At 60.8% G+C, this 17,751-nt stretch carries 21 protein-coding genes; 12 read left to right on the top strand and 9 right to left on the bottom strand.

What is annotated here, in order from left to right; translation table 11 throughout:
• The 4 genes from phoU to IV098_RS14915 all read right to left on the bottom strand — a co-directional run bounded on the left by phoU (window position 1) and on the right by IV098_RS14915 (window position 3,015).
• Window positions 1-702 carry a phosphate signaling complex protein PhoU gene (gene phoU / locus IV098_RS14930; RefSeq protein WP_296890489.1) on the bottom strand — a complete coding sequence of 234 codons (702 nt, stop codon included), beginning with the start codon at window positions 700-702 and terminating at the stop codon, window positions 1-3.
• A gap of 71 nt (window positions 703-773) precedes the next feature.
• On the bottom strand, window positions 774-1,241 hold the full coding sequence (locus IV098_RS14925) for a hypothetical protein (protein ID WP_296890484.1): 468 nt from the start codon (window positions 1,239-1,241) through the stop codon (window positions 774-776).
• Window positions 1,238-2,176 carry a Nudix family hydrolase gene (locus IV098_RS14920; protein ID WP_296890481.1) on the bottom strand — a complete coding sequence of 313 codons (939 nt, stop codon included), beginning with the start codon at window positions 2,174-2,176 and terminating at the stop codon, window positions 1,238-1,240. The genes IV098_RS14925 and IV098_RS14920 overlap by 4 nt, the downstream gene beginning before the upstream one ends.
• Window positions 2,173-3,015, bottom strand: coding sequence for an ATP-binding protein (locus tag IV098_RS14915; protein ID WP_296890479.1), 843 nt, complete (start codon window positions 3,013-3,015; stop codon window positions 2,173-2,175). Before IV098_RS14915 ends, IV098_RS14920 begins: the two co-directional genes overlap by 4 nt.
• 228 nt (window positions 3,016-3,243) lie before the next feature.
• Here IV098_RS14915 and IV098_RS14910 point away from each other — a divergent pair, with 228 nt between their 5' ends.
• From IV098_RS14910 to folE, 7 genes are all read left to right on the top strand, one after another.
• Window positions 3,244-5,796, top strand: a complete 2,553-nt coding sequence (locus IV098_RS14910) for a PAS domain S-box protein (RefSeq protein ID WP_296890477.1) — start codon at window positions 3,244-3,246, stop codon at window positions 5,794-5,796.
• Window positions 5,796-6,740: a diguanylate cyclase gene (locus IV098_RS14905; protein WP_296890475.1), complete on the top strand. Its 945-nt coding sequence runs from the start codon at window positions 5,796-5,798 to the stop codon at window positions 6,738-6,740. The genes IV098_RS14910 and IV098_RS14905 overlap by 1 nt, the downstream gene beginning before the upstream one ends.
• Before the next feature lie 70 nt (window positions 6,741-6,810).
• Window positions 6,811-7,623 (top strand): response regulator, encoded by an 813-nt coding sequence (locus tag IV098_RS14900; RefSeq protein WP_296890473.1) that lies wholly within the window; start codon window positions 6,811-6,813, stop codon window positions 7,621-7,623.
• A 50-nt stretch (window positions 7,624-7,673) separates the two neighbouring features.
• Window positions 7,674-8,417: a Crp/Fnr family transcriptional regulator gene (locus IV098_RS14895; protein WP_296890471.1), complete on the top strand. Its 744-nt coding sequence runs from the start codon at window positions 7,674-7,676 to the stop codon at window positions 8,415-8,417.
• A 227-nt stretch (window positions 8,418-8,644) separates the two neighbouring features.
• Complete coding sequence (locus tag IV098_RS14890) at window positions 8,645-8,866, top strand: glycine zipper 2TM domain-containing protein (RefSeq protein WP_296890469.1); 222 nt, start codon at window positions 8,645-8,647, stop codon at window positions 8,864-8,866.
• Entirely contained in the window at window positions 8,863-9,189 is a 327-nt protein-coding gene (locus tag IV098_RS14885) for a hypothetical protein (protein ID WP_296890466.1), read from the top strand. Before IV098_RS14890 ends, IV098_RS14885 begins: the two co-directional genes overlap by 4 nt.
• 162 nt (window positions 9,190-9,351) lie before the next feature.
• Window positions 9,352-9,993, top strand: coding sequence for a GTP cyclohydrolase I FolE (folE, locus tag IV098_RS14880; RefSeq protein ID WP_296890465.1), 642 nt, complete (start codon window positions 9,352-9,354; stop codon window positions 9,991-9,993).
• 12 nt (window positions 9,994-10,005) lie between these two features.
• Here the strand turns inward: folE and IV098_RS14875 are convergent, their stop codons facing one another.
• The 3 genes from IV098_RS14875 to IV098_RS14865 form a co-directional block, all read right to left on the bottom strand.
• The gene (locus tag IV098_RS14875; protein WP_296890463.1) at window positions 10,006-10,323 is read right to left on the bottom strand and encodes a chaperone modulator CbpM; all 318 of its coding nucleotides are present in this window, start codon (window positions 10,321-10,323) and stop codon (window positions 10,006-10,008) included.
• Between the two features lie 6 nt (window positions 10,324-10,329).
• Window positions 10,330-11,268 carry a DnaJ C-terminal domain-containing protein gene (locus IV098_RS14870; RefSeq protein WP_296890461.1) on the bottom strand — a complete coding sequence of 313 codons (939 nt, stop codon included), beginning with the start codon at window positions 11,266-11,268 and terminating at the stop codon, window positions 10,330-10,332.
• A gap of 155 nt (window positions 11,269-11,423) precedes the next feature.
• Window positions 11,424-11,792: a TusE/DsrC/DsvC family sulfur relay protein gene (locus IV098_RS14865; protein WP_296890459.1), complete on the bottom strand. Its 369-nt coding sequence runs from the start codon at window positions 11,790-11,792 to the stop codon at window positions 11,424-11,426.
• A gap of 418 nt (window positions 11,793-12,210) precedes the next feature.
• Between IV098_RS14865 and IV098_RS14860 the strand changes: the two genes are divergently transcribed.
• The 4 genes from IV098_RS14860 to IV098_RS14845 all read left to right on the top strand — a co-directional run bounded on the left by IV098_RS14860 (window position 12,211) and on the right by IV098_RS14845 (window position 15,537).
• Window positions 12,211-12,693, top strand: a complete 483-nt coding sequence (locus IV098_RS14860; RefSeq protein WP_296890457.1) for a Spy/CpxP family protein refolding chaperone — start codon at window positions 12,211-12,213, stop codon at window positions 12,691-12,693.
• Window positions 12,694-12,854: 161 nt separating this feature from the next.
• Window positions 12,855-14,168 (top strand): cation:proton antiporter, encoded by a 1,314-nt coding sequence (locus IV098_RS14855; protein WP_296890455.1) that lies wholly within the window; start codon window positions 12,855-12,857, stop codon window positions 14,166-14,168.
• A 107-nt stretch (window positions 14,169-14,275) separates the two neighbouring features.
• Window positions 14,276-15,346, top strand: coding sequence for a flavodoxin family protein (locus IV098_RS14850; RefSeq protein WP_296890452.1), 1,071 nt, complete (start codon window positions 14,276-14,278; stop codon window positions 15,344-15,346).
• A gap of 50 nt (window positions 15,347-15,396) precedes the next feature.
• Window positions 15,397-15,537: a hypothetical protein gene (locus IV098_RS14845; RefSeq protein WP_296890450.1), complete on the top strand. Its 141-nt coding sequence runs from the start codon at window positions 15,397-15,399 to the stop codon at window positions 15,535-15,537.
• A gap of 61 nt (window positions 15,538-15,598) precedes the next feature.
• On the opposite strand, the gene IV098_RS14840 is transcribed toward IV098_RS14845, so the two are convergent.
• Both IV098_RS14840 and IV098_RS14835 read right to left on the bottom strand, forming a co-directional pair.
• Entirely contained in the window at window positions 15,599-16,246 is a 648-nt protein-coding gene (locus IV098_RS14840; RefSeq protein WP_296890448.1) for an alternative oxidase, read from the bottom strand.
• Window positions 16,247-16,330: 84 nt separating this feature from the next.
• Complete coding sequence (locus IV098_RS14835; protein ID WP_296890446.1) at window positions 16,331-16,804, bottom strand: CHRD domain-containing protein; 474 nt, start codon at window positions 16,802-16,804, stop codon at window positions 16,331-16,333.
• Window positions 16,805-17,030: 226 nt separating this feature from the next.
• On the opposite strand from IV098_RS14835, the gene IV098_RS14830 reads away from it, so the two are divergent.
• Window positions 17,031-17,603: an NADPH-dependent FMN reductase gene (locus IV098_RS14830; RefSeq protein ID WP_296890445.1), complete on the top strand. Its 573-nt coding sequence runs from the start codon at window positions 17,031-17,033 to the stop codon at window positions 17,601-17,603.
• Window positions 17,604-17,751 lie beyond the last annotated feature (148 nt).

Raw genomic sequence — 17,751 nt, 5'->3', positions numbered from 1 at the left:
TTACAGCACTTCTTTTTCGATCTCTTCCAGCGAGGTGTGGCGCACGTCCTTGCCCTTGACCATGTAGACCACGTATTCCGACATGTTCTTGGCGTGGTCGCCCATGCGCTCGATCGCCTTGGTGATGAACAGGATGTCGATGAATACCGAGATGGTGCGCGGGTCTTCCATCATGAACGTGATGAGATGGCGCAGGTTGAGGCGGAACTCCTCGTCCACTGCCTGATCCTGGCGCGCGATTTCAACTGCTTTGGTGGCGTCGAGGCGGGCAAAGCTGTCGAGCGCCTTGCGCAGCATGTCGAGCACCAGATCGGACATGTACTTCACTTCGCGGAAGCGCGGCAGGCTGATGCGTTCGGACTGGTGAATGACCTTGGCCATGCGCGCGATTTTGGCGGCTTCGTCGCCGATGCGCTCGAGATCGGTGATGGTCTTGACGATCATCATCACCATGCGCAGGTCCGAGGCGGTAGGCTGGCGACGCGCGATAATGTGGGTGCAGTCCTCGTCGATCGAGACTTCCAGCGCATTGACGTTGTGGTCGTTGGCGTCGACCTGGTCAGCCAGTTCCATGTTGCCGGTGAGCAGCGCTTCGGTCGCATTGGTGATTTGTTCTTCGACCAGACCGCCCATTTTCAGCACGCTGGCGCGCACCGCTTCCAGCTCGGTATCAAACTGCTTGTAGGTGTGCTCAGACAGCATCATGTTCATTTCTCCAGAATCCGTCTCGGATTATATGTTTTGCAATATGACGAGCATATGAACGGCCCATTTTACCGGGTGCTGAAGGGCAGCGCGTAGCGCGTGCCGTCTACGTCGAGATATAGCATCCAGTCACGCCGCCCGCTGACACAAATCGGCAATGTAATCTCCGCAGCAAATTCGCCGGGCCTGGTGGAGCGCAGATCGTAGCGGTTGAATCCCATGTCCATACTGACCATCTGAAATTCTGCGCTCATTTTATGCACGTTCGGCGCGCTGACGTGGAGGCCGAAGGCTTCCAGGGCAACAGGCTGCGACAGAAAACGCAGGCTGGCGGGCGCGCCGCGATGCAGGAAGCTGCAACCGGCGAGCGGATCGGCGCACTGCAGCGCGATGGCTTCGGCCGGGCGCTTGAGCCAGTAACCGGCTACCGCCACGGCCACCAGCGCGACCACCAGCAGCAGCGGCGCCAGCACCCGCGTGGGGTACGCCGCCAGACGCTCGCCCTGCGGGCGGTCTTGGCGCAGAACGCGCTTCATGTCCACGCGCCGCGCAACAGGGCCACGCCGTGCGCACCATGCGACTGCGCGAGCGCCACGTCGCTGCGTTCCAGCCCGCCCAGGCCGTAGACCGGGATCGGGCTGGCGGCGGCAAGGGCTTCAAAGCATTCCCAGCCCAGGGTCGCTGCGCCGGGATGGGTGAGCGTCGGCAACACCGGCGAGAGCAGGGCGAAATCGGCCGAGAGGGCGGCGGCATGCGCGAGTTCGGCCGCGTCGTGGCACGACACGCCCACCCACTCGGAGTCGGGCCGCACGTTGAGCTTGGCTGCGGCAGCGGAATCCAGGTGTATGCCGTCGGCACCCGCCGCGCGAGCGAGTTCCAGGCTGCCGTTGACCAGCACGCGTGCGCCGTGCCGATGCGCGCGGCGCACCGTTTCCTGCGCGAGCGCCAGCCGGGCCGCAGCGTCGAGCGATTTGTCGCGCAGCTGGATCAGCTTGAGTCCCTGCTCGAGCGCCACGTCCAGCCGCGCCAAAAAGGGCTCTACGCCCAGCGACTCGGCATGCGTAATGCCCAGCAGCGGCGGCAGCGTCAGCGCCTTCACGATGGGGAAATTGGCTGGCAGCAGCGGCGACACCGTGACCTGTGCGGGTGCTTGCCAGGACAAGGTCTGGCCTTCGTGCGGATGGGGCTCGCCTTGCCATTCGACGACGCGGAAAAAATTCAGCCGCACCGTGGCATGTTCGTAGGCGAACACGCGGGTGATCCAGCGGTCGGCGCGCACTACCGCGATGCCGAGCTCTTCTTTCAGTTCGCGCGCCAGCGCGGCCTGCAGCGTTTCGCTGGCTTCCACCTTGCCGCCGGGAAATTCCCAGTAGCCCGCGTAGACCTTGCCCGGCGGCCGGCTGGCCAGCATGACGTCGCCGTTGGCGCGCGTCAGCACTGCGGCGACGACTTCGGTGAGCGGGGTGGTCATTGCCGCCCCGCCCAGTCGCGCGCGAACTGCCACGCGACACGGCCGTTGCGCGCGCCGCGCCCGAGCGACCATTGCAGGGCTGCGCGTTCGAAGTGCTCGTCGGCAGGCGCGCCGAGTTGTGTCGCCCAGTGGCGGGCGATGGCGAGATAGGCATCCTGTTCCATCGCATGGAATGGCACCCACAAGCCGAAGCGATCCGACAGCGAGACCTTTTCCTCGGTCGCTTCACCCGGGTGGATTTCCTCGCCGACGTGCCGGGTAGCGAGGTTCTCGGCCATGAACTCCGGCATCAGATGACGGCGGTTGCTGGTGGCGTAAATCAGTACGTTGTCCGACGGTCCTGCCAGCGAACCGTCGAGCGCGGCCTTGAGGCTGGCGTAACCGGGCTCGTTTTCCGCGAAGCTCAGGTCGTCGATGAACACGATGAAGCGGTAATCCGCCTCCGCCAGCAGATCGAACAGATCCGGCAGGTTGGGCAGCCCGGCCTTGTCCACCTCGATCAGGCGCAAACCTTTGGCTGCGTATTTGGCATGTACCGCTTTCACCAGCGAGGACTTGCCGCCGCCGCGCGCGCCCGTCAACAGCACGTTGTTGGCCGGTTTGCCGGCGACGAACTGGCGCGTGTTGGCGTCGACCCGTTGTTTCTGTTCGTCGACGTCGAGCAGGTCTTTCAGCGCCACCCGCTGCGGATGCAGGATGGGCTTGAGGCCGCCGCTTTGCGCCGACCAGCGCGCCGCGCGTACGGCCTTCCAGTCCAGCGCGGCCGGGCGCGAGGCGTTGTCGAGACGGTCCAGCAAGCGTTCGATACGAGGCAACAGGGCGGTGTAATCAGGGTTCATGCCCGAATTTTAGCGGACGATCGCGTGCGGCTGGCGGGTGACAGTGAGTGGTCAGGTATTTCGGCCTATGTGTCCTGGCATACAGACAGGCCCCGGAAAGGCGGCGATGCTTCACACTTGCCCGGACAACTTTGCGTATTTTGGCTGTAATGGCCGGATCCAACGGTTTCCGGTCCGGCGAAATCAGCCCGTCTGCAGGCCCGAACGCGCTTTTCACGGAAATCAACCATGCCCGAAACAGTATCCGGTTCCATCCCAGACCATGACGGCAAGCGTGATGTCATGACCGAAGTGCGGCGTCAGCAGACCCTGCTTAAAACCGGGGCCTTGCAGAATGCGATTCTCAATAGCGCCAATTTTTCGAGTATCGCGACCGATGAGAAGGGCGTCATCCAGATTTTCAATGTCGGCGCCGAGCGCATGCTGGGCTACGCGGCTGCCGATGTTCTGAACAAGATCACGCCAGCCGACATTTCCGATCCGCAGGAAGTGATCGCGCGCGCGCAGGCGTTGAGCGTCGAACTCGGCACCCAGATCGAGCCGGGTTTCGAGGCCCTGGTGTTCAAAGCCTCACGCGGCATCGAGGACATCTACGAGCTGACCTACATCCGCAAGGATGGCAGCCGTTTTCCCGCGATCGTGTCGGTCACTGCGCTGCGCGACGATCAGGGCGCCATCATCGGCTATCTGCTGATTGGCACCGACAACACCGCGCGCAAGCAGGTCGAGGCCGAGCGGCAGCATTTGCTCGAAGTTCAGGAAGCGACCAACAAACAACTGCAGCAGACCAACCACACCTTGCAGGTCAGCGAGGAAAAGCTCGCCGTGACGCTCCATTCCATCGGCGATGCGGTGATCGCGACCGATGCTGAAGGACGTGTCACGCTGCTGAACCCCCTGGCTCAAAAGCTCACCGGCTGGACGCATGCGCAAGCCGCCGGCCTTCCGGTGGAAGCGGTTTTTCACATCATCAACCAGGAAACCCGCAAACCTTCAACGATCCCGGTCATGGAAACCCTGGCGCATGGCACGACGCAGGGCATGGCCAACCACACCATACTGATCGCGCGCGATGGCAGCGAGTGTGCCATCGCCGACAGTTGCGCACCGATTCGCGACCGCGATGCCCGGGTGATCGGCGCCGTGCTGGTGTTCCGCGATGTGACCGGGGAATATGCGGCGCAGCAGGCCTTGCGCGACCAGCAGTTCTACACGCGCTCGCTCATCGAATCCAACATCGACGCGATCATGACGACCGATCCGGCCGGCATGATTACCGACGTCAACCAGCAGATGGAGGCGCTCACCGGTTGCATGCGCGACGAGTTGATCGGTGCGCCGTTCAAGAACCACTTTACCGATCCGGAACGGGCCGAGGCGGGCATCAAGCGAGTATTGAGCGAAAAGAAGGTCCGCGACTACGAGTTGACCGCATGCGCCAAGGACGGCAAGGAAACGGTGGTGTCCTATAACGCGGCCACTTTCTACAACGCCGACGGCAAGCTGCAGGGCGTGTTCGCCGCTGCGCGCGATGTCACCGAACGCAAGCGCCTGGATCAGGTGCTGCAGGACAAGAACACCGAGCTGGAAAGCGCCCGTTTCGTGGCGGACAAGGCCAACCTCGCCAAATCCGATTTCCTGTCCAGCATGAGCCATGAGCTGCGCACGCCGCTCAATGCCATCCTCGGTTTTGCCCAGTTGCTGGAGTCCGGTTCGCCGCCGCCTACGGTCGCCCAGACTGTCAGGCTGCACCAGATCATCAAGGCGGGATGGTATCTGCTGGAACTGATCAACCAGATCCTCGATCTGGCGGTGATCGAGTCCGGCAAACTATCGCTGTCGCTCGAACCCGTATTGCTGATCGATGTCGTGCGCGAATGTCAGGCGATGATCGAACCGCAGGCGCAGCAACGCGGCATCCATATCGATTTTGTCCCGTTCGACAACACCTGGGTTGCGCAGGCCGATCAAACACGCGTCAAGCAGGTTTTGATCAACCTGCTGTCCAACGCGATCAAATACAACCGCGAGCAAGGAACCGTTGAGGTGAAGTGCACAGCGAGTCGACCCGGATACCTGCGCATCAGCATCAAGGACAGCGGAGCGGGATTGCCGCCGGAAAAATTGGCACAGCTGTTTCAACCGTTCAATCGACTCGGGCAAGAGAATGGAATCGAGGAAGGGACGGGCATTGGCCTGGTGGTCACCCAGCAGCTGGCCATCCTGATGGGCGGCACCATCGGTGTGGAAAGCACGGTCGGCGTAGGGAGTGAGTTCTGGATCGAACTGATGCAGGGCGTCATGCCGCAACTGGCCGCGGGCGGTACCCTGCCCGCAAAACGTGCGCTGCAAATGCAGGAAAATGCTGTGCTGCGTACCTTGCTCTATGTGGAAGACAATCCGGCCAACCTGATGCTGGTCGAGCAAATCATCGAGGGACTTCCTCATGTGCGCATGCTGGGCGCGCGCGATGGTAATCATGGCATTGCGCTGGCGCGCACCCACCTCCCGGATGTGATCCTGATGGACATCAATCTGCCAGGAATCAGCGGCAACCAGGCGCTGAAAATCCTGCGCGACGATCCGGCAACGGCGCATATCCCCGTCATTGCCCTCAGCGCCAATGCCATGCTCCGTGATATCGAGAAGGGCCTGGCGGCTGGCTTCTTCCGCTACCTCACCAAGCCGATCAAGGTAGCCGCGTTCATGGATGCGCTGGACCGGGCGCTGGCGTTCTCGGAAACCGGGATAGACGGCGCCGTGCTGGCGGAGCCTTTGTGATGATCCGGGCCGCCGACATTCTGGATGCCAGCATCCTGATCGTGGACGATCAGCCGGCCAATGTGCAGCTGCTGGAAGACATGCTGCGCGCAGCAGGCTACCGTTGCATTGCGTCGACGCTGGATCCGCATGCCGTTTACGCGCTGCATCGCGACAATCGCTACGACCTGATTCTGCTCGATCTGCAGATGCCCGGCATGAATGGATTTCAGGTCATGGAAAGCCTGAAGGAACTCGAGATCGACAGCTACCTGCCCGTACTCGTCTTTACCGCCCAGCCGGGCCACAAGCTGCGGGCGTTGGCCGCCGGCGCAAAAGACGTCATCAGCAAACCCTTCGACCTGATGGAGGCCAGAGCACGTATTCACAACATGCTGGAAGTGCGCCTGCTGTACAAGCAACTCGAGCAGTACAGCCTTGCACTGGAATCCTTTGCGCTGCATGACGCACTGACCGGGCTGCCGAATCGACGGCTCTTGTTTGACCGGCTTGCCTTGGGCATCGCCCATGCACGCAGGAACAAAAGCTCGATGGCGGTGATGTGCCTGGATCTGGACGGATTCAAGCAGGTTAACGACACCCTGGGCCACGATGCCGGTGACGCGTTGCTTCGGATGGTCGCCGATCGCCTCGTGGCGACCGTACGTGAAGAAGACACGGTGGCGCGTCTGGGCGGCGACGAATTCGTGATCGGGTTGTGGGAATCAACTCATGTCGATGCAGTGGCCAGGCTGGCAGAAAAGGTGGTGCAGGCCATATCACAGCCCTATCGCATTCAAGACCACGAGATGCATGTGACGGCCAGTGTCGGCGTCAGCATGTATCCCGAACATGGCGGGACCGTGGAGGCGCTGATGAAAAATGCAGATCTGGCCCTGTATGAAACCAAGCGCGCCGGAAAGAATCACTACCGCTTTGCAGCACAACGCGCGCCGTCCGGTTAGCGACTGCGCGATCCGACGTAAGTCCCTGCATGAAGCAAGACATTTGAGCGAATGAGCGAAAGAAAACGAAATGGAAAACAGCATCGATATTTTTAATGCAGGCATTCTGGTCGTGGACGATCAGGAAGCCAATGTGCAGCTGCTCGAGCAAGTGCTGCGTGAGGCCGGCTACAGTTGCGTGACCTCGACTGTGAATCCGCAGGCGGTGTGTGCGCTGCATCGGGAACACGACTACGACCTGATCCTGCTTGACCTTCAGATGCCTGGCATGGATGGATTTCAGGTGATGGAAGGCCTCAAGGCCATCGAGGGGGAGAGTTATCTTCCCGTCCTCGCGATCACGGCTCAACCTGGCCACAAGCTGCGGGCATTGCAGGCAGGCGCCAAGGATTTCATCAGCAAGCCGTTCGATCTGGTCGAAGTCAAGACCCGTATCCACAACTTGCTGGAAGTGCGGCTGATGTACAAAAAGCTCAAGAATTACAACAATGTGCTAGAACAAACCGTGCGGGAACGGACCGCCGAATTGAGCGATAGCGAGGCCCGCTATCGCAGCCTGACCGAGTTGGCCTCCGACTGGTATTGGGAGCAGGATGAAAACGGGACGTTTACCAAAACTTCCGGTCCGGTACAGGAAATGCTCGGACTCGGGGCTGATGCCGCGCAAGGAAAACCCGGCGACGTTCAGGCAGCAGGCTGGAATGAAGCCGAGCGGAAAGAACTTCAGGCAAAGATTGTCGCCCGGCAGCCCTTCCTGGATTTTGTATTCCACCGCATCAATACCGATGGATCGCGCCAACAGTTCAGGGTAAGCGGTGAGCCGATGTTCAACCAGTCCAGCCGGTTTGTCGGATACCGGGGAATCGGCGTGGAGCTGACCTGAAAAGTGGAACCACCTGAAAAACAGAACGCACAGGATCACCGCACGCAGTCATGTCATTGAACCCGAATCCAAGCCAGAACCATCTTCTCGCCGCGCTGCCCACAGCGGAATTTGACGCGCTGGCCACGCACCTGGAGTGGGTTGCGATGCCGCTCGGAAAAATCCTTTACGGGCCCGGCGAAAAGCTGAAGCACGCCTATTTCCCCACCACCGCCATTGTGTCGCTGCACTATGTGATGGAGTCTGGCGCAACGGCTGAAACCGCAGGGGTGGGCAATGAAGGGGTCGTCGGAATTTCCCTTTTCCTGGGCGGTGAAACCACGTCGAGCACGGCCGTCGTGCAGACGGCCGGTCATGCGTACCGGTTGGAAGGGAAACTGCTGAAGGAAGCGTTCGACCGCGCCGGTTTGATGCAGCCTCTGTTGTTGCGTTACACCCAGGCACTGCTGACGCAGACCGCGCAGACGGCAGTATGCAACCGGCATCACTCACTGGAGCAGCAGTTGTGCCGCTGGCTGTTGTTGACGCTCGACCGCATGCCGGCGAATGAATTGATCATGACGCAGGAACTGGTCGCCAGCATGCTGGGTGTGCGCCGCGAAGGCATCACCGAAGCAGCCGGGAAATTGCAACGCGCCGGCCTGATCAGCTACCGTCGTGGCCACATTGCCGTGCTCGACCGGCATGGGCTGGAGGCCCACGCGTGCGAGTGCTACGCCGTGGTCAAGAAGGAACTCGACCGCCTGTTGCCCGATGTGCAGTATCGCCATGCCGGCGCAGAAACAGATCAATGAACGCCTTTTCCGTCCGCCCGTTTTTCCCACTTTTTATCAATTGATGCCGGGCTGCACGCTACCCAGCATGTGCCCGGTTTGATTGCCGCTTATGTGCGTCAGCAGACAGACCGGGTGACGCCTTCCGCATAGACTTCAAATATCGGAGCCATGTATGCGTACTGCTTGAGTGCAGTTCGTCCCGGTGCGCAACACCGGGTGCGTGAGTTCAGAAAAGGAGATGTCCCATGAAAACGATACAGAGATTCACGTTCAGTACCACCGTTGTCGCCGCCATGCTGTTCAGCTTGGGCGGGTGTTCCAATATGTCGACACAGGATAAAAGCACCGCCATCGGTGCTGGAATCGGTGCAGTTGGCGGTGCGGTACTCACAAACGGCAGCGCGGTCGGAACCGTTGGTGGTGCGGCCGTCGGTGGTGTTATCGGACACGAGGTCGGTGATAAATGATCAACGTACTTAGCGCCAGTCTGCCCGGTCGCTGCGTCACGCTCACGCATTGCCATGCGTCCGCAGCGGGCATGAGCGACATGCTCAAGCTCGCTGCCGGACAAACAAATTACCAGGAGAACCACATGATGAAATTCGACAAGATGGCGCTTACCGCTCTGGCCATGGGAGTGTTGTTTGTGACGCTGTCCGGCTGCCAGCAACAGGAAGGCCCGGCGGAACAGGCCGGCAAGAAACTCGACCAGACGACTGAGAAGGTCGGGGAACAGGTTGAAAAAGCCGGCGAAAGCATTCAGGACGCGGCAAAGGGCGACAAGGAATAATCCTCGCGCTGCCTTCGCGGGCAATGTGGTTCAGCCGCACGCGCGGGCAAAGTGCAAGCGAACCCACGCCGCGCGCCGCGAGCAATGGCAGGACGCCCGGACTTTCAGTTCCGCCTATCCTGTAGCAGTCCCCAGTTTCCCGAGCAGGAAAGGACCGTCCGCATGGCTTCCATACCGCCTGACACCCCCTCCAGAACATCCGAACCCTCGGCCCGGCCTGATCGTGCGGCCGCCGAAGACGCGGTACGTACGCTGATCCGCTGGGCCGGTGATGACCCTGATCGCGAGGGCCTGCTCGATACCCCGGCGCGCGTCGTGCGCTCCTACGAGGAATTCTTCGCCGGTTATCTGGAGGATCCGGTGCAGACCCTGTCGCGTACGTTCTCCGAAGTCGATGGCTACGACGAAATGATCGTGATGACCGATATCCGTTTTGAAAGCCATTGCGAGCACCACATGGTGCCGATCATCGGCAAGGCGCATGTGGCCTATCTGCCGGATCGCCGGGTCGTGGGCATTTCCAAGCTGGCCCGCCTGGTCGACATCTATGCCAAGCGCCTGCAGATCCAGGAAAGGATGACGGTGCAGATCGCCGATACGCTGAACGACGTGTTGCAACCGAAAGGCGTTGCGGTGGTGATCGAGGCAGCCCATCAATGCATGAGCACGCGCGGCGTACACAAAGTGGGTGCGGCCATGGTGACCAGCCGCATGCTGGGTGCCTTTCGCTCGGATAGTTCAACCCGGCGCGAGTTTCTGGCGATGATCGGCCGAACGGGCGCGGGGCCGTTGAGCAATACCTGAGCGACTTGCCGCTCAGCGCGGTCCAACGCGTTGCTGATGTGCTTGCAGCGCTGCGATTTCATCAAACAAATCCAGCGCCAGCGCCACGCCGGGCAGATTGATTTCCAGATCGCGGGTGAGCCACAACGCCAGCCGTGCGCGATGCAGGGACGCGCCGGTGAAGCGCCAGTCTTGCGGCGTTTCACCGAGCGGCTCCAGCACCCCTTCCACGACCCAGGCGATCACATGCTCCCGGGGAGCGAAACATGCCTGACACAAGTCCTCCAGTGTCAGCGGAATGTCCTCTTCGACGATCAGGCCCTGGATGGATTGAATTTCTGTTGTGCTCATGACGGATCAGCCTTTCATCGGCGCGCGCGCGTTGAAATCGAAGGCTTCGGCCATTGCGCGGTAGGCCGCCTTCTCGTCTTCGTTGACGGCGGGGGGCAGGACGATGGCCAGCACAGCGTATAGATCGCCGGGGGTTTTGCCTGGAATGCCTTTGCCCTTCAGCCGCAACTGCCGACCCGCCGCCGATCCCGCCGGAACGGTGAGTTGCACCGATCCTTCCGGCGTCGGTACGGTCAGCGAACAGCCGAGCGCAGCCTCCCACGGCGCCAGCGGCAGGTCCAGATAGACATCCGGGCCGATGACGCGGAACTGTGCGTGCGGCTTGAATTCAATTTCCAGAAACAAATCGCCGGGCGGCCCTTCGCCTACCCCGGGCTCACCTTGTCCAGCCAGGCGCAAATGCTGGCCCGCCCGAATGCCTTTGGGGATGCGGACATCAAGCTTGCGCTCCCGCAGCACGACGCGTCCGTGCTCATCCGGCACAGGCATACGCAGTGAGATGCTGCGCTGGACACCACGGTAAGCGTCTTCCAGATCGATCAACACTTTGGCATGGTGGTCCTGGCCGCGCGCATGCATGCCGGGCCGTTGTCCGCCCCGGGCCCGGCGGCCAAACAGCGCTTCGAAGAAGTCGCTGTGACCCGGGTCGGCGCCCGCTCCGAAGTCGCGTCCGCTGAACTCGAATCCGGCATCCCAGTCAGGCGGTGGCTGGAAATCCTGTCCGGCCTTCCACTGGCTGCCAACCTGATCGTAGGCCGCGCGTTTCTCGGGATCCTTCAGGACGGCGTAGGCCTCACCCAGTTCCTTGAAACGTACATCGGCATCGGGGTCCTTGCTGACATCCGGGTGGTATTGACGGGCCAGCTTGCGGTAAGCGCGTTTGATGTCGTCCTGTGTCGCATCGCGCGGCACGCCGAAAACCGCGTAGTAATCCTTGAATTTCATGGTGCACCGTTGTGTGGGTCAGATGAAGTGGCAACCGGAATTGCCCGCATTTTCGGAGCATAGGCCCTGCATCGGGAATGCACAGCCCCTTTTCCGTTCTCCAACGACACGCGCCACAAGCCGGCTTCGATCATCGTTTTCCGGTTCCCGATCGTTCAGGCCGCGCTGCCCATGCCTGGTTCCTGCGCGTCTGCTGGCGGTTGCAGGCCTGCGAGCAGACAGCCCTGAGCCAGCGGGCCCTTGGGAAACAGTTCGTAGAGATACTTGATGCCGCCTGCGGAATGGAAGTGCTCGTCGAGCGCATCGTGCAAGTCGCGAAGGTTCAACGAGGGTTCCTCGCTGTGCATACAGATATCCTGTAACGCACGTACCACCTGCCAATGTTCTTCAGTCAGCGTCAGGCCTTCTGTTTGGGCGATTTTTTCGGCGTCTTCGCGGGTCCAGTCGGACGGTGCATGGGGAAAGCCTGGTACGGGTTCGACTTCGTAGCCTGGGCGGATGTATTCCTGTGTCGCATTGTTCATGATCCTGCTCCTGTTGTTCAGTGGATTTCCTCATACTCGGGCAAGCAGTGATATACCGCCCACCTCAAGCCGGGACTGAGGGCTCTTTCCGGGAATGGCCGTTTGCTGTCATGGCCCTAATCCTTTCCCGCAATACTACTCAGGGGAATACAGGCGTCTGTACGACAGCACACACTCAGTGCGGTTTCTGCGGGTTCAGTTTCGAGCTTCATGGGGGTGCGTGCCGGTAATGACGTGTGTGCGCTGACGTACAGACGCAAGCCGGCTGCAGTCGCAGAATCTCGATGGCTAAACGGAAGGTCCGGATGTATCGCAAGTGAATGCCGATAACCGGCTGCCGGGAGCAAACAGGGCAAAGGCGCATGCTGTCGCTTTGCTGTAATCCATACGATCCAAAGTACTTTTAAGGAGACTGATCATGAAACTGCATACCAAACTTACGCTGGGACTGATTTCCTCACTGTTTGCAGTGAGTCTCGCAACGGCCGGCACGAAAATGGGTCCGTATCATTCTGGAATGGGCTGTGATGGCATGGGCATGATGTCGGGCGACATGAAAATGGATCCCGTCGCCCGCGCAGAAAAGCATCTTGGCGAGCTGAAGGCCAAGCTCAATCTCACGGCAGATCAGCAGCCAGCCTGGCAGACATTCTCCGGACACGTAAACGATCAAGCCAAAAACATGGCGGCCATGCGGGATCAGATGAGGGGCAACGCCCAGTCCATGCCGAAGAAGACCGCGCCGGAACGGATGGCGAAGATGGCGGACTGGATGAAGGACCGGGCGCAGAACATGGACAAGATGGCAGGTGCGGTCAAAACCTTCTATGCCACGCTTACCACCGAACAACAAGCGACCTTCGACACGGTGCAAATGAGCCACATGGGCCGCTGGCAGTAACCGTAACTTCCCGGCCATTCGAGGTAATTGAAGGGTAGCCGGGAGCGGCTTATACAAGCGGACGGTGGATGGCACTGATCGCGCGGGCTGTCATGCTGCACGCGGATCGTGGTCATGGCGAAATCCTGAAACCGGAATGCCCCTGAACGGGTGAATGAATCATGACTAGCGCACTCTGGTTTCTGCTTGTGGGCGGACTGTTGCTCGCCAGGGGCTTGACTGCTTCGATACTCAAGCGCCTGCCGGTCACCCCTGCCATCATCTATCTGGCGGTGGGCCTGCTGGTCGGGCCGACGGTGCTCAACGTATTTCATTTCAATCCGCTCAAGGAATCGGCACTGCTCGAAGTGCTGACCGAAGTGGCGTTGCTGATTTCGCTGTTTTCCGCCGGGATCAAAATGCCCGTGCCGGTCAGCCTCGCCCGCTGGCGCCCCCCGATTCTGCTGGCAACGGTATCGATGGCGGTCAGCGTCGGACTGGTCGCGGCTTTTGCCTGGTATGTACTCGGTCTGCCCCTGGGCGCGGGCATCTTGCTGGGCGCGATCCTGGCCCCCACCGATCCGGTGCTGGCGACCGATGTGCAGATTCGTCATCCCGGTGACCGCGACCAGCTCCGCTTCACCCTGACCTGCGAAGCGGGCATGAATGACGGCAGCGCTTTTCCGTTCGTGATGCTGGGACTGGGATTGCTCGGACTGCATGAGCTCGGTGAATTCAGCCTGCACTGGGTACTGGTCGATGTGCTGTGGGCCACGCTGGCGGGAATTGCCATCGGGGTCGTCTCCGGCGCTGCACTGGGCCATCTTGGATGGAAGCTGCGCAGCGTGCCCAACGAGCACACCCTAATGGATGATTTCCTTGGACTCGGCCTGATTGGTGTGGTGTATGGCCTGAGTGTGCTGGTGGGTGCGTGGGGATTTCTGGCGGTATTTTTCGCTGCCGTCGCCCTGCGCCAGACCGAGCTCAAACTTGCCGCGGCTGGGCAGAATTCCCAGGATCGGCCGCAAGCCGGCCGCCTCGAACTGGAAGCTGAAAACGCATGCCCGGATAACGAGCCGCCGCCGACCGTCAGCGGCGGCTCGCTGGTTTTCAAGGAACATCTGGAGCGGCTCTCGGAATTGATGCTCGTCCTGTTGATTGGCGGCACGCTGTTTCTCGATTCCTGGAGCTGGCGGGCAGTGGGGCTGGCGTTTTTCTTGTTCATGGTGGCGCGGCCGGTCAGCGTCATGGCCAGCCTGCTGCTTACCCGCACCTCGTGGCCGATGCGCGGCATGGTCGGCTGGTTCGGGGTACGCGGCATCGGTTCGCTGTACTACCTGATGTATGCCATCCAGCACGGGCTCCCCGAAGACCTTGCCATGGAGCTGATCCAGTTGACGCTCATTGCGGTCTCGCTTTCCATTCTTGTCCACGGCACCAGCGTCAAGCCGCTGATGAGCCGCTTTTGGGGTTATCGCAAGCCATTGCCAAAGTAAGCCATGCACGACGATGCGGGAGCCGTGTCAATTTCGTGCGACACCGCACAGACGACCTGACGCCAGTTCATTAATGTCACTTCGTCTACAGGCCATCGGAGGCCATCATGATTGAAATCCGCAAGGGCCAGGCAGCGGCCCCCCTTACACGTGCCGAGTTCAGCGCCCGGTTTCGGGCCTCCTTCATCGATCCGGCGTTCCGTGCCGAAGACGCGTCCATTGCGCGTCTAGAAGAGATCGCCTGGCAGGCCCACAGCGAGTACCGCAAGTCCCCTTTCACGCAGAAGGCAGGGCCGGGCTATGCCGATCCGGACTACGACTTGTCGTCCGAGTGGATTGCGACGAAACAGCGCATCGAAGCCGCGCAACTGCGCTGGGCCGATCCGGCGAGCCCGTCCCGGGTGTTGCTGGTCTGCGGGTCGGCGCGCAACGATGGCAGCTGCCCGGGCGAAATGTCCAAGACCTTCCGGATGCTGGAAATCGCGCGCGAAATCGTGGAGCAGGCCGCTATCCAGGCCGACGTGCTCGACCTCAGCCTGCTCGCCTCCGAATACGGCCGCAAGATCCATCCCTGCAAGGGCTGTGCGTCCACCGCGATGCCCCTGTGCAACTGGCCGTGCAGCTGCTACCCCAACCACGCGCTCGACCAGACCAATGACTGGATGGCCGAGATCTACGAGCGCTGGACCGCTGCCCATGCGGTGATCATCGTCTCGCCCGTGTATTGGTATCAGAGCCCCAGCCCGTTGAAGCTGATGATCGACCGCCTGGTGTGCGCCGACGGCGGCAACCCCGATCCCACTTCGACTTCGGGTAAGAATCCCGCCAAGGCAAAAGCACTCGAGATGGCCGGCTGGGACTACCCGCAGCACCTGGCCGGGCGCGCCTACGGGCTGATCGTCCACGGTGACGTGGCCGGGGTCGAAGGCTCGCGTCGCGCGCTGTCGGACTGGCTCGACTGGATGGGTTTCATCGACGCCGGTGTACAGGCGCGACTCGACCGCTACATCGGCTACTACGAACCCTATGCGACTAGCCACGACAGCCTGGACCGGGATGAACCCGTGCAGGAAGAGGCGCGCAATGTGGCGCGTGCTGTCGCGAAGGCCGTGGTCGAGTTGCGTGCCGGCCGGCTCCAGGCGGTGCAGCCGAATCTGTCGCGTCCGCGAGCCAAATAAACCGCAAGCAGGCTGAAACTGTACCGGGGGCTGGAAACAAGGATGGCTGGTTGTCAGACCTGATCGGCGATGCGATCGCCAGCGGTCAGGTCGTGCTGGTGGTCGAGACCCGGACGCAACAGGAAACGGCTATCGCAAGGGAAGTTATCCAGGCCTCGATCGGCGAGAGCAAGGACACCAACATGGCGTGAATGCGATTCACCTGCCGACGCTGGCGGGTGGTGTCGCATCCTCGTTGCAGACAGGCCCCGATCAACCCAGCACGTCGGCAAGTTCGTGATTGACTTCGCGGTGACGGATCTCATCTGCTCGGACTGCGATGATGACCTCGCGTAGACGTGCGTCTGGTGCGAGCTTCCAGTAATCGATCGCGATCCTGGGCGCCGCGACGTTGGCATGGGTGCCGTTGTCCGCGCCGGCCAGATACTCGGTATAGCTGTGGACCGCTTCTTCTTCCAGGTACCCCACGACACGGTGCGCAGTCTTGGGCGAAATCATGTAAAGCAAGAAATAAAGGTTGAAGAAAACCCCTTGGGCAAGCCGGATCAGCAGGCGCTCGAGCCCGGAGGGCTCGGTAATTTGAATGAAGGTCATCAAGTGCATGCGTTCATTCTCCGCTTCGTCCAGGAGCAAGCGAATCCTGCCGTAATCGGCTTCGATCAGGCGCAGGGAATGCAAATGTTGCAGCACACCGCCCACCATGCCCGGCACAGCGGCGACTGTCTCCAGCACTACCGCGCGATGGCCATACCGACGCGCGAAAAAAGCGTCGGCGAAGAAACGCAGAAACACGACGAAAGCATACGCAATCCGGTCGCGAAAATCCTTTGGCTCATAGTGTCGTTCAAGCGCAGGAGTCGTCATTTCGCTCTCTTCCGATTTGCCCGATATCCGATGCATTTGTCATCTCCGGCTTTGCACGGTTTGCCCCGTGCACGGGGGCAACAGCCAGCAGAAGAATGGCCCGGCCGGCGGCGATGCCGGTCAGTTACTCGCGCGCGTCGGCGTCGCCCCGGCTTCCGTACGCAGCAACTGCGCACGGATTTCACCATTCGGGTACTGGGCGCTGTGCACATTGACGTACAACTCGCCGCTCGTAAAACCCGTGTACTGCGCATCGGTCAGCCTGGCCCTGGCGGGGATGGTGAAGCTGTCGTTGCCGATTTGGGTCAGGGTAATGATCGGCGGGCCGTTTTTCCCGACGGCACCCTCATGAATGTGCGCCATCGTCGGGACCAGGCCGGAAACCTTGATGCTGCCGCTTACCGTGCGGTCGGACTTCACGGTGATTTGCCCGGTACCTTTCGCTGAAGTGGTCACCGGCGGCACCTCGGCGTCGCCGCTCAGGGAGATCGAAATCGGCTGCTGCGCATACAGATTGACAGAGGCCAGAAGCAGCAAGGCAAATGGCACCCACAGGTGGGGCGGGGCGCCGGGGGAAATTGATGGTTGGGTCATGGTCGACTCCTTGAAAGATCATGGGAATAGCGCAGAGGACAGCGGCTTTGGAAAGCACCGGCAAAGCGCAAAAGTGCGACGAGCCAGCACGCACAATGCACCTGGAGCGATCTCCATTCCGTTCGGTAACGCACACAACAGGCCAATGGCTATGTGCGCTGTCGCACAGCACTGGCCACCAGATCCGGGCACGCTGTAAACAGCCCATCGAACAAGGAACCTGAACATGGACGAGATCAAAATCCTGGGCATCGTCGGCAGTCTGCGCAAAGACTCCTACAACCATTTCGCACTCAAGGCGGCGCAGGAACTGGTGCCGGACGGCGCAGTGCTGAAGCTGATCGAACTGCATGGCATCCCGGTATTCAATCAGGACACCGAAATGGCGATGCCTGCTGCCGTGCTGGAATTCAAGCGGCAGATTCTGGCCGCCGATGCTATCCTGTTCGCCACGCCGGAATACAATTATTCGGTTGCCGGCGTGCTCAAGAACGTCATCGACTGGGCGTCGAGACCCTACGGCGAGAGCGCCTGGACCGGCAAGCCGGCGGCGCTGATGGGAGCATCGACCGGTAGCCTGGGCACGGCCCGCGCGCAATGCCATCTGCGGCAAATCCTCGTCTCGCTGGACATGCCCACGGTCAATCAACCGGAAGTGATGATCGGCAATGCCTCACAGCGCTTTGATCCGGAGGGCAGACTGACCGATGAGCCGATCCGGAAAAACATTCAAACACTCCTGGCTGCGCTGGTGCAGCTTGCAAAAACCAGCCCGACAAACACACGCCAACCAGTGTGAACAGGAGACAAGTGCATGAGTCTGACGAGCCATTCAGGCTCAACAAACGATGTCATTACATGATTCATTATGTGGTGTTGATCAACGAACTATCCGTAGCTTACTTCTCTCTGAATCTTGCATTTAGGATTCAGACAAAGGTCGCAAG

This window comes from Thiobacillus sp., assembly GCF_018780105.1.
In the GTDB taxonomy this organism is placed as follows: domain Bacteria; phylum Pseudomonadota; class Gammaproteobacteria; order Burkholderiales; family Thiobacillaceae; genus Thiobacillus.
Note: the sequence above shows the minus strand (reverse complement) of the source record. Positions and strands in the feature narration are given on the sequence as shown.

Bases quoted from the DNA above. Each gene is read 5' to 3' on its own strand.
- IV098_RS14910 (WP_296890477.1), top strand. From the start codon at position 3,244: ATGCCCGAAACAGTATCCGGTTCCATCCCAGACCATGACGGCAAGCGT.
- IV098_RS14865 (WP_296890459.1), bottom strand. From the start codon at position 11,792: ATGAACAATGCGACACAGGAATACATCCGCCCAGGCTACGAAGTCGAA.
- IV098_RS14860 (WP_296890457.1), top strand. From the start codon at position 12,211: ATGAAACTGCATACCAAACTTACGCTGGGACTGATTTCCTCACTGTTT.
- IV098_RS14895 (WP_296890471.1), top strand. From the start codon at position 7,674: ATGTCATTGAACCCGAATCCAAGCCAGAACCATCTTCTCGCCGCGCTG.
- IV098_RS14830 (WP_296890445.1), top strand. From the start codon at position 17,031: ATGGACGAGATCAAAATCCTGGGCATCGTCGGCAGTCTGCGCAAAGAC.
- IV098_RS14900 (WP_296890473.1), top strand. From the start codon at position 6,811: ATGGAAAACAGCATCGATATTTTTAATGCAGGCATTCTGGTCGTGGAC.
- IV098_RS14870 (WP_296890461.1), bottom strand. From the start codon at position 11,268: ATGAAATTCAAGGATTACTACGCGGTTTTCGGCGTGCCGCGCGATGCG.
- IV098_RS14875 (WP_296890463.1), bottom strand. From the start codon at position 10,323: ATGAGCACAACAGAAATTCAATCCATCCAGGGCCTGATCGTCGAAGAG.
- IV098_RS14835 (WP_296890446.1), bottom strand. From the start codon at position 16,804: ATGACCCAACCATCAATTTCCCCCGGCGCCCCGCCCCACCTGTGGGTG.
- IV098_RS14915 (WP_296890479.1), bottom strand. From the start codon at position 3,015: ATGAACCCTGATTACACCGCCCTGTTGCCTCGTATCGAACGCTTGCTG.
- phoU (WP_296890489.1), bottom strand. From the start codon at position 702: ATGCTGTCTGAGCACACCTACAAGCAGTTTGATACCGAGCTGGAAGCG.
- IV098_RS14855 (WP_296890455.1), top strand. From the start codon at position 12,855: ATGACTAGCGCACTCTGGTTTCTGCTTGTGGGCGGACTGTTGCTCGCC.
- IV098_RS14850 (WP_296890452.1), top strand. From the start codon at position 14,276: ATGATTGAAATCCGCAAGGGCCAGGCAGCGGCCCCCCTTACACGTGCC.
- IV098_RS14920 (WP_296890481.1), bottom strand. From the start codon at position 2,176: ATGACCACCCCGCTCACCGAAGTCGTCGCCGCAGTGCTGACGCGCGCC.
- IV098_RS14925 (WP_296890484.1), bottom strand. From the start codon at position 1,241: ATGAAGCGCGTTCTGCGCCAAGACCGCCCGCAGGGCGAGCGTCTGGCG.
- folE (WP_296890465.1), top strand. From the start codon at position 9,352: ATGGCTTCCATACCGCCTGACACCCCCTCCAGAACATCCGAACCCTCG.
- IV098_RS14890 (WP_296890469.1), top strand. From the start codon at position 8,645: ATGAAAACGATACAGAGATTCACGTTCAGTACCACCGTTGTCGCCGCC.
- IV098_RS14840 (WP_296890448.1), bottom strand. From the start codon at position 16,246: ATGCATCGGATATCGGGCAAATCGGAAGAGAGCGAAATGACGACTCCT.
- IV098_RS14885 (WP_296890466.1), top strand. From the start codon at position 8,863: ATGATCAACGTACTTAGCGCCAGTCTGCCCGGTCGCTGCGTCACGCTC.
- IV098_RS14905 (WP_296890475.1), top strand. From the start codon at position 5,796: ATGATCCGGGCCGCCGACATTCTGGATGCCAGCATCCTGATCGTGGAC.